The organism is Clostridium lamae (genome assembly GCF_033043255.1).
Lineage (GTDB): Bacteria > Bacillota > Clostridia > Clostridiales > Clostridiaceae > Clostridium > Clostridium lamae.
The window spans coordinates 1-15,676 of record NZ_JASCQJ010000004.1 but is presented as its reverse complement, the minus strand read 5'-3'; the positions used below and the strand labels follow the sequence as shown (position 1 = coordinate 15,676).

Annotated in this window: 18 protein-coding genes; all 18 read left to right on the top strand. The window is 26.8% G+C overall.

Annotated elements, in window-relative coordinates; genetic code table 11:
• The first annotated feature begins 158 nt into the window (after window positions 1–158).
• The 18 genes from QK892_RS03175 (at window position 159) to hisE (ending at window position 15,316) form a co-directional block, all read left to right on the top strand.
• The gene (locus QK892_RS03175) at window positions 159–872 is read left to right on the top strand and encodes an ABC transporter ATP-binding protein (protein ID WP_317272079.1); all 714 of its coding nucleotides are present in this window, start codon (window positions 159–161) and stop codon (window positions 870–872) included.
• Window positions 865–2,463, top strand: coding sequence for an ABC transporter permease (locus QK892_RS03170; RefSeq protein ID WP_317272078.1), 1,599 nt, complete (start codon window positions 865–867; stop codon window positions 2,461–2,463). The genes QK892_RS03175 and QK892_RS03170 overlap by 8 nt, the downstream gene beginning before the upstream one ends.
• Window positions 2,464–2,898: 435 nt before the next feature.
• Complete coding sequence (locus tag QK892_RS03165; RefSeq protein WP_317272077.1) at window positions 2,899–3,291, top strand: GntR family transcriptional regulator; 393 nt, start codon at window positions 2,899–2,901, stop codon at window positions 3,289–3,291.
• Window positions 3,291–4,421 carry a DUF1648 domain-containing protein gene (locus QK892_RS03160; RefSeq protein WP_317272076.1) on the top strand — a complete coding sequence of 377 codons (1,131 nt, stop codon included), beginning with the start codon at window positions 3,291–3,293 and terminating at the stop codon, window positions 4,419–4,421. Before QK892_RS03165 ends, QK892_RS03160 begins: the two co-directional genes overlap by 1 nt.
• Before the next feature lie 18 nt (window positions 4,422–4,439).
• Entirely contained in the window at window positions 4,440–5,504 is a 1,065-nt protein-coding gene (locus QK892_RS03155; RefSeq protein ID WP_317272075.1) for a DUF5808 domain-containing protein, read from the top strand.
• A gap of 31 nt (window positions 5,505–5,535) precedes the next feature.
• On the top strand, window positions 5,536–6,336 hold the full coding sequence (locus QK892_RS03150; RefSeq protein ID WP_317272074.1) for a YhfC family intramembrane metalloprotease: 801 nt from the start codon (window positions 5,536–5,538) through the stop codon (window positions 6,334–6,336).
• A gap of 194 nt (window positions 6,337–6,530) precedes the next feature.
• Complete coding sequence (locus tag QK892_RS03145) at window positions 6,531–6,995, top strand: GNAT family N-acetyltransferase (RefSeq protein WP_317272073.1); 465 nt, start codon at window positions 6,531–6,533, stop codon at window positions 6,993–6,995.
• A gap of 36 nt (window positions 6,996–7,031) precedes the next feature.
• A complete protein-coding gene (locus QK892_RS03140) occupies window positions 7,032–7,532 on the top strand; it encodes a GNAT family N-acetyltransferase (protein ID WP_317272072.1) in 501 nt (166 codons plus the stop codon).
• Window positions 7,533–7,830: 298 nt separating this feature from the next.
• On the top strand, window positions 7,831–8,973 hold the full coding sequence (gene hisZ / locus QK892_RS03135) for an ATP phosphoribosyltransferase regulatory subunit (protein ID WP_317272071.1): 1,143 nt from the start codon (window positions 7,831–7,833) through the stop codon (window positions 8,971–8,973).
• Complete coding sequence (gene hisG, locus QK892_RS03130; protein WP_317272070.1) at window positions 8,963–9,595, top strand: ATP phosphoribosyltransferase; 633 nt, start codon at window positions 8,963–8,965, stop codon at window positions 9,593–9,595. Before hisZ ends, hisG begins: the two co-directional genes overlap by 11 nt.
• Before the next feature lie 12 nt (window positions 9,596–9,607).
• Window positions 9,608–10,897: a histidinol dehydrogenase gene (gene hisD, locus QK892_RS03125; RefSeq protein ID WP_317272069.1), complete on the top strand. Its 1,290-nt coding sequence runs from the start codon at window positions 9,608–9,610 to the stop codon at window positions 10,895–10,897.
• Window positions 10,890–11,939, top strand: coding sequence for a histidinol-phosphate transaminase (gene hisC / locus QK892_RS03120; protein ID WP_317272068.1), 1,050 nt, complete (start codon window positions 10,890–10,892; stop codon window positions 11,937–11,939). The genes hisD and hisC overlap by 8 nt, the downstream gene beginning before the upstream one ends.
• A 10-nt stretch (window positions 11,940–11,949) precedes the next feature.
• Window positions 11,950–12,543, top strand: a complete 594-nt coding sequence (gene hisB, locus QK892_RS03115; protein ID WP_317272067.1) for an imidazoleglycerol-phosphate dehydratase HisB — start codon at window positions 11,950–11,952, stop codon at window positions 12,541–12,543.
• A gap of 14 nt (window positions 12,544–12,557) precedes the next feature.
• Window positions 12,558–13,172, top strand: coding sequence for an imidazole glycerol phosphate synthase subunit HisH (hisH, locus tag QK892_RS03110; RefSeq protein ID WP_317272066.1), 615 nt, complete (start codon window positions 12,558–12,560; stop codon window positions 13,170–13,172).
• A complete protein-coding gene (hisA, locus tag QK892_RS03105) occupies window positions 13,169–13,882 on the top strand; it encodes a 1-(5-phosphoribosyl)-5-[(5-phosphoribosylamino)methylideneamino]imidazole-4-carboxamide isomerase (RefSeq protein ID WP_317272065.1) in 714 nt (237 codons plus the stop codon). The genes hisH and hisA overlap by 4 nt, the downstream gene beginning before the upstream one ends.
• Window positions 13,883–13,890: 8 nt before the next feature.
• Window positions 13,891–14,649 carry an imidazole glycerol phosphate synthase subunit HisF gene (gene hisF / locus QK892_RS03100; protein ID WP_317272064.1) on the top strand — a complete coding sequence of 253 codons (759 nt, stop codon included), beginning with the start codon at window positions 13,891–13,893 and terminating at the stop codon, window positions 14,647–14,649.
• A 2-nt stretch (window positions 14,650–14,651) separates the two neighbouring features.
• The gene (hisI, locus tag QK892_RS03095; RefSeq protein ID WP_394855000.1) at window positions 14,652–14,978 is read left to right on the top strand and encodes a phosphoribosyl-AMP cyclohydrolase; all 327 of its coding nucleotides are present in this window, start codon (window positions 14,652–14,654) and stop codon (window positions 14,976–14,978) included.
• Between the two features lie 11 nt (window positions 14,979–14,989).
• On the top strand, window positions 14,990–15,316 hold the full coding sequence (gene hisE, locus QK892_RS03090; RefSeq protein WP_317272063.1) for a phosphoribosyl-ATP diphosphatase: 327 nt from the start codon (window positions 14,990–14,992) through the stop codon (window positions 15,314–15,316).
• The last annotated feature ends 360 nt before the right edge of the window (window positions 15,317–15,676 follow it).

Below are 15,676 nucleotides of genomic sequence, written 5' to 3'. Positions count from 1 at the left end.
AAATAATTTTTGCAAAGTTCGGTTTCATAGAATACCGACTTATATAATTTTACCATATATGAATGAGGTGTAAAGTATAAAATTTTAAAAAAATATTGATTTTTTATTATAGCTGTTATAGTATTAATATAACAGGTATAATAAAAAGAGGTGTTAAAATGTTAGAAGTAATAAATTATTCAAAAGCATATAAAAATGGTAAAAAAGCTGTAAATAATATTTCTCTTAAAGTAAATGCAGGTGAAATATTTGCTTTTATTGGTCATAATGGGGCAGGTAAAACTACTACTATAAAATCTATAGTTGGAATTCTAGACTTTGAAGATGGAGATATATTAATTGATGGCGTATCTATTAAAGAAGATCCAATGAAGTGTAAAAGTAATATTGCCTATATACCAGATAATCCAGATATTTATGAATCATTAACTGGAATTCAATATTTAAATTTTATTGCAGATATTTTTAATGTATCAAAAAGTGATAGAGAATATTTAATTAAACACTATAGTGATAAGTTTGAAATGACAAGCTTTTTAGGTGATTTAATATCATCATATTCTCATGGAATGAAACAAAAATTAGTTATTATTTCTTCTTTACTTCATAAACCAAAGTTATTAATTTTAGATGAACCATTTGTTGGCTTAGATCCAAAGGCTTCACATTTATTAAAGGAAGAAATGAAGGCTTTATGCAAAGAAGGAGCAGCAATTTTCTTTTCAACACATGTTTTAGAGGTAGCAGAAAAGCTTTGTGATAAGGTAGCTATAATTAAGGATGGAGTTATAGTTTCTCAAGGAAAAATGGAAGATGTAAAAGGAAATAGTTCCTTAGAAGATATATTTATGGAGTTGATAGATAATGAGTAAGCTAGGAAGTCTTTTAAAAGTAAACTTAAGTACCTCTATCGGTATTAATAAACTTACTAAAGAAAAATCAAAGGTTGAAAAAAATAAAGCTATTTTTTTAGCAGGAACAATTGTATTTAGTGCTATTATATTTTTCGTTATGGCAATATTATACTTTGAGCTTTTAGCTAAAGGCTTACAACAAATAGGTATGTTAGATATTCTTTTAGTAACAGGTTTTATATTAAGCTCAGGAATGATATTTTTTACTTCAATATATAAAGCTCAAGGCACTTTATTTTCATTTAAAGATCATGATTTACTTATGAGCTTACCAATAAAGAAAAGTGATATATTAATATCAAAAATGACACAATTACTAGTCACTAATTATTTTTTTCAATTATTTGTTTTGATACCAGCAGCAATAATTTATTTTAGATATAGCAATATATCACCATTATTCTTTTTAAATTTAATATTAGTATATTTATCATTACCACTTATTCCAATAGTTTTTTCTTCAATAATTGCCTTTGGAATAAGCTATGTATCATCAAGATTTAAGCATAAAAATTTAATAATTACATTAGGAACTTTAGGCATTGTATTTTTAATTTTTATAGCATCTTTTAAAGCAAATGATCTTATAAGTTATTTTGTTGCTAATAGTGCATCTATTACAGAGGGAGTTTTAAAAATTTATCCTCCAGCAATTTTAGCTGTAAGAGGTCTAGCAAATAATAATATTATAGATACTTTATTATTTTTAGTACTATCAGTATTAGTTTTCGCATTATTTGTGGTTATATTTAATAATAGCTTTAAGAGTATAACTTCAAAGCTTCAAGAAAGCTATAAAAAAGCTAATTATAAAATAAAAGAAATGAAAAGTTCTACACAGCTAATGGCATTACTAAAAAAAGAAATAAAGAGATACTTTGCATCACCTATATATGTAATAAATACAATTATTGGACCAATATTATTACTTGGTATGTCAATAGCTACTTTATTTATGGGAGAAAGTGTACTTGCTAGCATCCTTGAAGTAGAACTTGTAAAAGAAATTATTCCTATATTTGTTATAGTGGTTGTATGTGGAACTTTAGTTTTATCTTGCACAACTAATTCATCTATATCATTAGAAGGAAGGAATTTATGGATATTAAAATGTAGTCCAATAAATCCAACAGTAATATTTAAAGCAAAGATAGCATTAAATTTGATTTTAGTTGTACCAGCTGTAGTAGTTTCAGATATAATTTTTGCAGTTTCATTAAAGCTATCATTAGCTCAAATAGCTTGGCTTATGATTATATCAATTATATTTTCTATAGTAGTACCAATAGTAGGAGTAATAGTCAACTTATATTTCCCTAAGTTTAATTGGGTTTCAGAAACAGCTGTAGTAAAACAAGGAGCAAGCGTAATTATACAAATGCTAATTTCTGCAGCTATAGTAGCAATCCCAGTTTTAATATTTATTTATGTAAAAATACAAAATATAAACCTATTTTTATTAGGCACAGTAATTTATGAGTTAATAGTACTAGGAGTTGTAACAGTAATTTTAAATACAACTGCTGTGAAACTATTCAACAAACTATAGTGGGCTGTAAACAGCCCAAATGAAAAATGAAAAATGTAGAATGAAGAATTATTGAAGTAATTTGTTCCAAATTACAAAAATTTATTTGTAGAAACTCCGTATGGAGTTTCATCATCAATTTTACATTTTACATTCTACATTTTACATTAAGAAGAGGGATGTTTTAATGATTTTAAGAATAGACTTTGATTCAGAAGCTCCTATATATACAGATAAAAAATTAATCACAGGGTAATATTTTTATAAATTCCTAAAAAATAAAAGAACTAGTTAAATAGCTACAAAATTAAAAATGCATAAATTATTTCATTTTTTCATGCTGATTTGCTTCAGCAAAGAAGCTTTTCATTTTTTCATTAAAAAACTCAGAATGAGTTTTCACATTAATTTTACATTTTACATTTTACATTTTACATTCAGAAGAGAGGTGTTTTAATGATTTTAAGAATAGACTTTGATTCAGAAGTTCCTATATATATACAGATAAAAAATCAGGTGATTGAGGGGATAGCTAAAGGAGATATTGAAAAAGATGAAGAGTTACCTTCCGTTAGAGCCTTAGCAGAAGATATTGGTGTCAACATGCATACAGTAAATAAAGCATATACTATTCTTAAAGAAGAAGGTTATATAAAAATAGATAGAAGAAAAGGGGCAATAGTATCTTTAAACTTAGATCAATCTAAGGAGAGATTTAAGGAGGAATTAAATGATAATCTATATTATTATATGGCCCAATGTTTTAATAGAAGTATAGATAAGGATGAAATTAAAAAGTATATAGATAAGGTTTTCCTAGACTTTCATAAAGGAGAAGGTGAAAAATAGTGGAGAAAGTATTTTTAGTAGGATCAACTATTTTTGTCAGTATATTTTTATTTATTTCTACATTTTGTGTAAATAAGTTTTCAAATAATGGAATAATATTCGGAGTTAGAGTTCCAAAGGAATATGAAAAAGATGAAGATATACTAAAGCTAGAAAAAGAGTATAAGAGAAATTACTTAATTTTTGTATTACCAATAATTTTCATAATCAATTTGCTTTGTGTTTTCATTTCAAAAATATCTATATTTTTATTATTAACATTTGCTTTAATTATTGTTACGAATATACCTATATTTATATATTGGAATAAAATGATGAAGTTAAAAGAAGACAAAGGATGGAAGAGCCTTGGGAAAAATGTAGTTCTTGTGGATACTTCAATTAGAAAGCCGAAGATAAGAGAAGATAATGTAGTAATAAAAACTAGAAATTTTATGTTATTATTAGTAATTCCTTTAGTTACATTTATTTTAACTCTTATAGCATATAAGGATGTTCCGAATACTTTTCCTATTCATTACAATGCAGAAGGAATTGCAGATAGTTTTGTAAATAAAGAAGGCTTTAAAGGTTTTTTCTATTTAGCTTTATTTCCAGTATTATATCAAGCTGGAATGATAATATTCTTAGCTATAATAAATAAGTTTGCTATAAATGGTAAAGTTGAAATTAATAGTGGAACATTAGAAGAAATTAAGAAGCAAAGAAAAGTATTTAAAAGAATAAATTCTATATTATTATTTATAATTACTATAGAAATTACATTGATGATGGCTTTTATACAAATCTGTACTATTTTTTCATGGAATGTAAAGGCTATAAATGTAGTTTTCTTACCTATTATATTAATAACTACAATAATTTTTTCTGTTATTAGTTATAAAATAGGACAAGGTGGGAAAAATATCAAAATTAATGTTGAAGATAAAGAAATATATAGGGATGATGATAAAAATTGGATATTTGGCAATTTTTATTATAATAAAAAAGATCCAAGTATATTTATAGAGAAAAGAGTGGGAATTGGTTGGGATGTTAATTTAGGAAATCCAATAGGATTAATAATAATGGTCCTTCCTTTTATTTTAATAATAGTATTAGTTATATATTTAGTATTAATAGGAGTATAAATTATAGGAGGTGTTCTCTTGAATAATATAGAATCTATTATAGTATTTAATATTACAATTATATCTCTAGGAATATTATCATATTATATAAATAGCTTTTCTAATAGTGGAATATACTTTGGAATTCGTATTCCTAAAATATTTAAAGATAAAAAAGAACTTAAAGATTTAGAGAGAGAATATAAAAGAGTTGTTTTATTAGCATTTTCAATATTAGTAGTTGTACTAAATATAGTTTTATTTATATTTATAAGCAGCAGTGAAGAGGTTATAGCTTTAATTATAGGAGTTACTACAATTATATCTGTTGTTCTTTATAGTATAATTTATTTTATATACAATATAAGACTAAAAAAATTAAAAGAAAAAAATAATTGGAATTACGAAGGGAATAATGTTGTAATTGTAGATACGACTTTAAGAAAGCCAAAGAAGGATGAGAAATATAAGGCTTTAAATGATTGGATATTCTTAATACCTATGATTTTACCTATAATTCTTTTAGTATTAACTTATATAAGAAGAGAAGATTTAATTAATTATGAAACCTTTGAGATATATAAATTTCCTATTATAGGTATAATAATGTGTTTGTTTATATATTTATTAGCAAAAATAAGTTTAAGAGCAAGAGTTGATTTAAATAGCACTAATATTGAAAGTACAATAAAATATAAGAAAAAAATTAAAAGATTAATTTCTTTATTTTTATTAGCTAGTGAGGTTGGGGTTATTATACTTTATTCAATAATTCAGTTGGGTATTATTTATAACTTCTATTCATCTAGACTTATTCTATATATAAATATATTAGTGACTATAATTATGATTATTTTTATATTAGTATTTATAAAAATAGGGATGAAAGAAAGAGATGCAGAAGAAAAGATAGATGAAGAAGAGGCTTATAAAGATGATGATAGTAAATGGATATTAGGAATGTTTTATTATAATAAAAATGATCCAGCTTTTATGATTGAAAAAAGAGTTGGGCTTGGATATACAATAAATTTTGCAAATAAAAAATCATTAGCATTATCTATATTTATTATTTTGTTTATTACTTTAATGTCATCAATTTAATATTTTTATAATTTATAAGGGGGATAATAAAATGGTCAGTAACTTATCAATATTTTTTATGAGTATTAGTTTAATTATATGTTTAGCTTTCCCTATTGGTGGAATTATCTACTTAAAGGTTAAATATAAGGTTAGTTTAAAAACTTTCTTTATAGGAATGTTGGCTTTTTTTATTGCAGTTCAAATTTTAGAAGCACCTATTCATAATTACATTTTGAATATTAATAAGGGTACAGCAGAATTCTTATTAGGTAATCCAGTAGCATATATGCTTTATGGTGGATTAATGGCAGGTATTTTTGAAGAAACAGCTAGGTTAATATCATTTAAATATTTAATAAAAGATAGAAATGATATAACAGCTATAACCTATGGAGTTGGTCATGGTGGAATAGAAGCTATACTGATTGGTGGAATAAGTAGTTTAAATGCTATTGTTTACTCAATATTTATTAACAATGGAACTTTTCAGTCAGTAATGGAAGGAGCTTTAGCTTCAGAAGAAGTGATAAGCGCAACCTACAATCAATTTGTGAATAGTAGTTCATTCTTTTGGTTAATGGCAGGGGTTGAAAGAATCACAGCAATGTTAATTCATATTTCGTTGTCTATTATAGTTTTTTATGCAGTAAAAGAAAGAAAATATATTTACTATTTTATAGCTATAATATGTCATGCAGTGATAAACTTCCCAGCAGCACTATATCAATTAGGAGTTATAACTAATATTTATATAATAGAATTAGTAATTTTCCTACTTGCAATTGGATTAGCATTTATAGCTTTTAAAAAATTAATAAAAAAAGTCGATGAAATTGATGAAATTGTATAGAAAAACCTTTATAATAATGTTAATATAATAATTACGATGAGGGGTTTATGTAAAAAGATTAAAATTAAAATATAATTGTTGATATAATTACAACTAATAAAATGTATCTATTTTAGAAACTCCGTTAGGAGTTTCTTCTTTAATTTTACATTTTACATTCTTCATTTTACATTGTTAAAATAAGGGGGCTATATATGAAAAATATAATTATAAGAAAGGCTAGGCCTGGAGATGAAGAAAAAGTCTTAGAGCTTGTTAAAGACGTTTTAAGTGATTATGGATTAGAGTTAAATCCTGAAGTAGAGGATTTAGATATTACCAATATAAAAAAATACTATATGGATAATAATGGGGATTTTGAAGTTATAGAATTTAAAGGTAATATAATTGGTAGTTATGGAGTTTATAAGATTGATGTAGATACATGCGAACTAAGAAAAATGTATCTAAATAAAAATTTTCAAAGTCTAGGACTTGGAAATATAATGATGGAAAACTCACTTAAACTTGCAAAAGCTCTAGGGTATAAAAGAGTTACTCTGCAAACAAATTCTGTTTTATATAAGGCTCTAAAACTTTATGAAAAATATGGGTTTGAAGAGCTAAAAGAAAAAGTGTGCGAAAGGTGTAATTTAGCAATGTTTAGAGATATTGGTTAAAACGCTGAATATTTATTGCTAAAGAGAGGGATATTTATGAAATATTATGGGACAAGTATAGAAAATTTAAAGATTAGAGAAACATCTGATGAAGATTGCAGTCTTATATTATCTTTTATAAAGGAAATAGCGGAGTATGAAAATCTATCAGATCAAGTAGTTGCTACTGAAGAGATTTTAAAAGAATCTATTTTTAGAAATAACAGAGCTGAAGTAGTAATTGTAGAATTAGATGGAAAAGCTATAGGATATGCTTTATATTTTTATAACTTCTCAACTTTTAATGGGAGAAGTGGGTTATACTTAGAAGATCTTTTTATTAAAAAAGAATTTAGAGGTAGAGGAATAGGAAAAGAAGTTTTTAAGTTCCTTGGTAAAAAAGCGAAAGAAGAAGGTTGCAAGAGGATGGAATGGTCATGTCTAGATTGGAATGAGCCATCAATTAAATTTTATAAATCCTTAGGAGCTGTTCCTATGGATGAGTGGACTGTATATAGGTTAACTGAAAAAGAAATAAATAAATTAAGTGAAATGTAAATAGAAAAAACAATTTTAAGGGGCCTTCACACTAAAAATTAGTGGACGGCTCCTTAGTTACGTTAATATGAAGATTATGAAATATGGCTTTAATTATTTTTTTCTAGTACATAAATTATATTCATTCCACAATCAAGTGTTCCCTGCATTTTAGTAAAATCAATTTCTTTTTCTATAATGAGTTTCTAAATATTATTTTCTAAATTTGTAAATTTTCTAATAAATAATTGACAGTGGAAAAATATGGGTGTATTATTTTTATAACACTTTAAAGTGATAAAGTAATAAAGGGGGGCTTATGTATAAGAATATTATTCCTGATGGGACAAGAGATTTAACTAATGAAGAGTGTATAAAAAGAGAAAAAGTTATAAATTTAATTAATAATACCTTTGATTTATGGGGATATAAGGAGGTAATTACACCTAGTATAGAGTTTTATGATGGCTTCAGGTATGAGTATTCAGGATTAAGAGAAGAGAATATTTATAAGTTTTTTGACTCTAAAGGAAGAATATTAGCTCTAAGACCAGATATGACAATTCCTATAGTAAGGCTTGTTTCTACAAGATTTAAGAATGTAAATGAAAGTATAAAGTTAAGATATACATCAAATATATTTAGAGTTTTCGAAGATTTTAGTGGAAAAAGAAATGAGTACACCGATTGTGGAATTGAGTTAATTACAAAGGAAAAAGATTTTTCAGATTTAGAAGTTTTAATAATTGCTATCGAAGCATTAAAATCAACTGGGGCAAAGAATTTTAAGATTGAGATAGGAGAAGTTAACTTTTTTAAATCTTCAATAGAGGACTTAAATATATCAAAGGAAGAAAAGGTATTATTATCTGAGTTAATTGAAAATAAGAAAATACAAGAATTAAATTTACTTTTAGAAAAGTTAGATCTAGATGAAAATATAAAGAATACTTTTTATAAATTACCTTTTATATTTGGTGATGGAGTAGAAGTTCTTAATAGTTATAAGGAAATATCCTTTAATGAAAAAATGTTAGAAAGCATAAAGACTTTAGAAAGTTTGGCTAATAGATTAGAAAGCTTAGGCTATAAAGATTATATAACTTTTGATTTAGGAATGACACCAAATGTTAATTACTATACTGGAATAATTTTCAGAGGTTTCGTTGAAGGATCAGGTAATGTAGTTTTAAGTGGTGGAAGATATGACAATTTAATAAAGTCTGGTAAAAAAGATTTTAAAGCTATAGGCTTTTCTATAAACGTAGATGAATTAGTAAGTATATTACCAATGAATTTAGAGCTTAAAACTAAGTTTAAGATTATATTTAATAAAGAAAAAGAAATAGAAGCTATTAAAGAAAGTATTAAGCTTAGAAGTGAAGGCTATGTAGTTGAGGTAATACCTTCAACTGAAGAAAAGGAAATAAGAATAGTTAGGGAGGAATATTATGGGGGTTAGTATTGCTTTAACAAAAGGTAGATTAGAAGAAGAAGCTATTAAGATATTCGAAAGAGCTGGTTTTGGGGTAGATAATTTAAAAGATAAAGGACGTAAATTAGTTTTTAATGATACTAGATATGACATAGATTATTTTCTAGTAAAATCTAATGACTGTATAACTTACGTAGAACATGGGGTAGCAGATGTAGGTATAGTAGGATTAGATTCACTTTTAGAAAAAAGTAATAATTGTTATGAACTTATAGATTTAGGGGTAGGTAAATGTAAGTTTATAGTAGCATCTATGCCAGATAAAGACTTGTTTAAAATGAAAGGTCATATAAAAATTGGAACAAAGTATCCTAAGGTGGCTAAGGATTATTTTAAAGCAAATAATATAGATGTAGAAATTATAAAAATAGAAGGTTCAGTAGAGTTAGCTCCAATTCTTGGTTTATGTGATGGAATTGTAGATATTATGGAGACTGGAACTACGTTAAAGGAAAATGGATTAGTAGTATCAAGAGAAATAAAAGATATAAGTGCTAGATTAATAGTCAATAAAGCAAGCTTTAAGCTTAAGAAAAAGGAAATTGACTTTATTTTAGAAAGTGTAAGACAATCAATAAGCAATAAATAAAGAGGTGGGGCTATGTTGAAGATATTTGATTTATCTAAGGATGGAGAAAGTGATATTTTAAAAATCATACAAAATAGAGAAGAAGAAGGTACGGATGTTTTAAATGTAGTTAAAAATATTTTAAAGGATGTAAGAAAAAATGGGGACAAGTCATTAAATTATTATACAAAGCTATTTGATAAGGTTGATATAGATAAATTAAGAGTTTCTAATGAAGAAATAGAAAAAGCATTTGATAAGGTAGAAGAAGATTTCATTAATGCTATGAAATTAGCAATTAATAATATTGAAGAATATCACAAAAAGCAAGTTAAAAGTGGATATTTAATAGAAAAAGAAAATGGAATATTTATGGGGCAAATAATATTACCATTACAAAGAATAGGGGTATATGTACCAGGGGGAACTGCATCATACCCATCTTCAGTTGCCATGAATGTAATACCAGCAAAGGTAGCTGGAGTTGAAGAAATTGTAATGATTACACCACCTTCAGCAGATGGAGGAATTAATCCATATATTTTAGTAACAGCAAAATTAGCAGGTGTTAGTGAAATATACAAGGCTGGTGGTGCTCAAGGTATAGCCGCTTTAGCATATGGAACGGAAAGTATAAAAAAGGTAGATAAGATAGTAGGTCCAGGAAATATATATGTAGCTACAGCTAAGAAGTTAGTTTTTGGTGATGTTGATATAGATATGGTTGCAGGACCTAGTGAAATATTAATAGTAGCAGATGAAAATGCTAATGCCAAGTATATTGCAGCAGATTTAATGTCACAAGCTGAGCACGATAGGTTAGCATCATCTATATTATTAACAACTTCTTATGAAAAATATAAAGAGGTAGTAGAGGAACTAAATAAACAAATTATTTCATTAAAAAGAAGAGAAATAATAGAATCTTCATTAAATAACTATGGTATGTGCGTTATATGTAAGGATATTAATGAGTGTATAGAAATATCAAATAAAATTGCACCAGAGCATTTAGAGTTAATGGTTCAGGATGCTGCTGCTTATCTTGGACAAGTTAAAAATGCAGGCTCAATATTTTTAGGGTATTATTCACCAGAACCGTTAGGAGATTATTTTGCTGGTCCAAACCATGTTTTACCTACTAATGGAACAGCTAGATTTTCATCACCATTAGGTGTAGATAGCTTTATTAAGAGAAGCTCATATTTACACTATTCAAAGGAAGCTTTAAATAGTGTAGGAGATAAGATAATACTTTTAGCAGAAAAAGAAGGGTTAACAGCTCATGGAAATTCTATAAAGGTGAGGTTAGAAAATGATTAATGATATAGGGGTTTATTCAAATAATAATAGTACAAAAATAAGATTAAATGGAAATGAAAGTCCCATTGAAATAAATGAAAATAAGCTTTCTAGAGTAGTAGAAGCTTTAAAAAATGTTGAATTAAATAGATATCCAGATAGTGATAGTGATGCACTAAGGGAAGCATATAGTAAATATGCAGAAGTAAAAAAGGAAAATGTTATTGCTGGTAATGGATCAGATGAAATGCTTAATTTAGTTATTAGTAAAATTATTTCTAAGGGAGATAAGATGTTAACACTAAGTACTGATTTTGTAATGTATGATTTTTATACAAATATAAATGAAGGTGGAACTGTTAAGTATAATATTGATTTAGATAAGGGCTTTAATGTAGATGATTTTATTAAGTTAGGAGAAAGTAATGATGTTAAATTGATATTATTTTCCAATCCTAATAATCCAACAGGATATGGATTTACTCTTGAAGATATAAGAAAGATTCTTGATGCATTTAAAGATAAGGTTGTTTTAGTAGATGAAGCTTATTACGAGTTTTATGGAGTATCAGTTATTCCACTTATAAATGAATATAAGAATTTACTTGTAACAAGAACTTTATCAAAAGCATGGGGACTAGCTGCTTTAAGAGTTGGATTTTTAATAGGAAATGAAGAAAGTATTGAAGAATTACTAAAGTATAAGACACCTTATAATGTGAATTCAGTATCTCAAGAAATAGGAATAAACTATTTAAAGGATAGTAAAGATTTATTAAATAATGTAAATTACATTATTTCTGAAAGAGAAAGATTCTATAAGGAGTTAAAAGAAATTGAAGGAGAAGCTTTAAATAAATATAAAGAAGTTAAAATTAAATTTTATCCTTCTAAAGCAAACTTTATATATGGAAAAACTGAATTTAAAGAAAAATTAATTGAAGCTTTAGAAAAAGAAGATATAAAAATAAGAGTTTTTGAAGATGAAAGATTTAGAATTACTATTGGCTTAGAAGAAGAAAACTCAAAAGTTTCAGAAGCTATAAAAAAAATTTTCTTATAAGGAGGGCTATATGGATAGAATAGCTAGTATAAATAGAACTACGAAAGAAACAAGTATTTCCTTGAAAATCAATTTAGATGGCAATGGGACAAGTAATATAAAAACTCCAGTTGGATTTTTAAATCATATGCTTACTTTATTTTCATTTCATAGTTATATAGATATTGATTTATTTGCAGAAGGAGATATTGATGTTTGTGATCATCATTTAGTTGAAGATATAGGAATTTCTTTAGGTAAGGCATTAAATAAGGCTTTAGGAGATAAAAAAGGAATAAAGAGATATGGAAATTCATTTTTACCTATGGATGAAACCTTATGTCAAGCTATCATAGATTTAAGTGGACGTAGTTTCTTACATTTTGAAGGAGATTTTAAAAGAGAACAAATAGGAAACTTTTCAACAGAGATGACTAAGGAATTCTTTAGAGCTGTTGCTATGAATTCTAAAGCTACATTACATCTTAGAATTCTATACGGTTCAAATGATCATCATAAGATAGAAGCTATGTTTAAAGCTTATGGAAGATGTTTAAAGGAAGCAATTTCTTATAATGAAGATAGAGAAATGGTACTTTCTACAAAGGGATCATTAAATATTTAGCAAGGTGGGGTAGTATGATTGCTATTATTGATTATGGAATGGGAAACTTAAAAAGTGTTAAAAATGCTTTAGACTTTTTAGGTATTCCATCAGTTGTTACAAAGGATAAAGAGGTAATTAAAAATTCAAGTGCTGTTATATTACCTGGAGTAGGTGCCTTTAAACAGGCTATGGATAATCTAAAGGATGATAATTTAGATATATTTATAAAAGACTTAGCTAATGAAGGAAAATTACTTCTTGGAATATGTTTAGGTATGCAGATATTATTTGAAGAAGGCTTTGAAGGAGATAGATGTAAGGGGCTAGGTTTAATTAAAGGTAATATAAGAAAAATTGAACCAAAGGAAAAGGTTAAAATTCCACATATGGGATGGAATAAAATACTTATTAACAATAATGATGATATTATAAGTGGATTATCTGGGGATAATTTCCTATATTATGTGCATAGTTTTATGGCTTGTGAATATATGGATGAAAATCTTATTGCTTATTCTAATTATGGTGGATTAAAAGTTCCTGGAATAGTTAGAAAAGATAATGTAATAGGAATGCAGTTCCATCCAGAAAAGAGTGGAGAAACAGGTCTTAATTTATTAAAAAAATTTGGGGAGATGATAAGGTGAAGGTAATTCCAGCTATTGATATTATTGGTGGTAAAGCAGTTAGATTATTTCAAGGTGATTATAATAAAACGGATTTTATTGGACAGGGTGTTATAGAGTTAGCAAAGTCTTTTGTAGATAGTGGTGCGGATTTAATTCACTTAGTTGATTTAGATGGAGCTAAAGCAGGAAAATTAGTTAATAAAGATACTATATTGGAAGTTGTAAAAACTTTAAAGATAGATATTGAAGTTGGTGGAGGCATAAGAAGTTATGATGACATTAAAGCTTTAATAGATGGGGGAGTAGCAAGGGTTATATTAGGTACTGTTGCTATAGAAAATAGAGATTTATTAGTAAAAGTAGTAAAAGATTTTGGAGATAAAATTGCTGTTGCTGTAGACTTTAAGGATGGCTATATTTGCACAAAAGGTTGGATAGACAAAAGTGATGTTCATTATATGGACTTAATAAAGGATATGGAAGCAATAGGCGTAAGTAATATTATTGTTACAGATATAAGTAAGGATGGAACTTTAGCAGGAAGTAATGTAGGAATAATAAAGGATGTAAGTGAAGCTACTAAAATTGATGTAACAGCTTCTGGTGGAGTAAAAGATATTAATGATATTATTGCTTTAAAAGCTCTAGATGTTTATGGATGTATAGTTGGTAAAGCTATTTATTCTAAAACTATAGATATTAAAGAAGCTATAAATCTATGTAAGTAGGTGATATTATGCATACTAAAAGAATTATCCCTTGTCTTGATGTTAAAGATGGAAAAGTAGTTAAGGGAATTAATTTTGTAGGATTAAAGGAAGTTGGAGACCCTGTAGATTTAGCAGAAGAATACTATAAGCAAGGAGCAGATGAATTAGTATTTTTAGATATAACTGCATCACATGAAAAAAGAAAAACTATAATAGATGTAGTTGAAAGAGTAGCTGAAAAAATATTTATTCCTTTTACTGTAGGGGGAGGAATAACTACTATTGAAGAAATTAGAGGAATATTAAGAGCAGGTGCAGATAAAATAAGTTTAAATTCTGCTGCTATTAGAAATCCAAAGTTAATTCAAGAAGGTGCTTATTACTTTGGAAATCAATGTATGGTTTTAGCTGTTGATGCAAAGAAAAAATATAAAGATAACTGGACTGTTTATATAAATGGTGGAAGAGTAGATACAGGAATTGATTTATTTAAATGGATAGAAGAGGCTCATAGTTTAGGTGCAGGAGAAATATTATTAACTTCAATGGATGCTGATGGAACGAAAAAGGGTTTTGATATTGAAATTACAAAGAGAGTTAGTAATATAGTAGATATTCCAGTAATTGCTTCAGGCGGATGTGGTAAAATAGAAGACTTTAAAGAGGTGTTTATAGATGGAAATGCTGATGCAGCTTTAGCAGCTTCACTATTTCACTATGGAAATCTTAAAGTGAATGAAGTTAAGAAATATCTTAGGGAAAATAATATAGAGGTAAGGTTATAGATATGGATTTTAATATTGATTTAATAGATTTTGAAAAGGGAAATGGACTACTTCCAGCTATAGTACAAGATTATAAAACTAAAGAAGTCTTAATGCTTGCCTATATGTCAAAGGAAAGCTTAAAGAAGACTTTAGAAGATAAAACTACTTGGTTTTATAGTAGAAGTAGACAAGAACTTTGGAATAAGGGAGCTACTTCTGGGAATTTTCAAATTGTTAAAGAACTATATTTAGACTGTGATTTAGATACTATTTTAGTTTTAGTTGAACAAAAGGGAGTAGCTTGCCATACTGGGGAAAGAAGCTGCTTTCATAAAAAGTTATTATAAGGGGCGATAAAATGGAGAAGGTTATAGCAGAACTTTATCAGGTAATAAAGGGAAGAAAGGAAAATGGAGATGAGAAATCTTATACAAGCTATTTATTTAATAAAGGAATAGATAAGATACTTAAAAAGCTTGGAGAAGAATGTACGGAAGTTATCATTAGTGCAAAAAATGATAACAAAGAAGAACAAGTAGGAGAAATTGGGGATTTAATTTATCATCTTTTAGTTGCTATGGTTGAAATGGGAATATCCTTAGAAGATGTAGAAGAGGAATTAAATAAAAGAAGAAGTAAGGTTAATAATCTCAAGGGTGAGAGAAGGGAAATAGAAAAACTGTAGATAATGCATAATGCGTAATGGATAATGCATAATTAGGGAAAAAACTCCTCCGGAGTTTATAAATGATGCAAAGTGCATAATTAATGAAAGAATTAAGGAATGAAAAAATGAAATTTAAAAGATAGTATTTCATGATTTAGTTTGTGAGATAGTATCTTTTTTCATATAAGTTTATTTATTAAAATTAAATTATATTTAAGTTATATTATTTTGAATTGTTTTTAGATAATAACATATTATGGTAAAATATATAATAGGTAATATGAATATATATTAAGGCGCGATTGTAATATATTGTGAACGAAATATGGTTTTAATATTATATAGAAATAATAATTGGTAGGAAGTGGATATAATGGA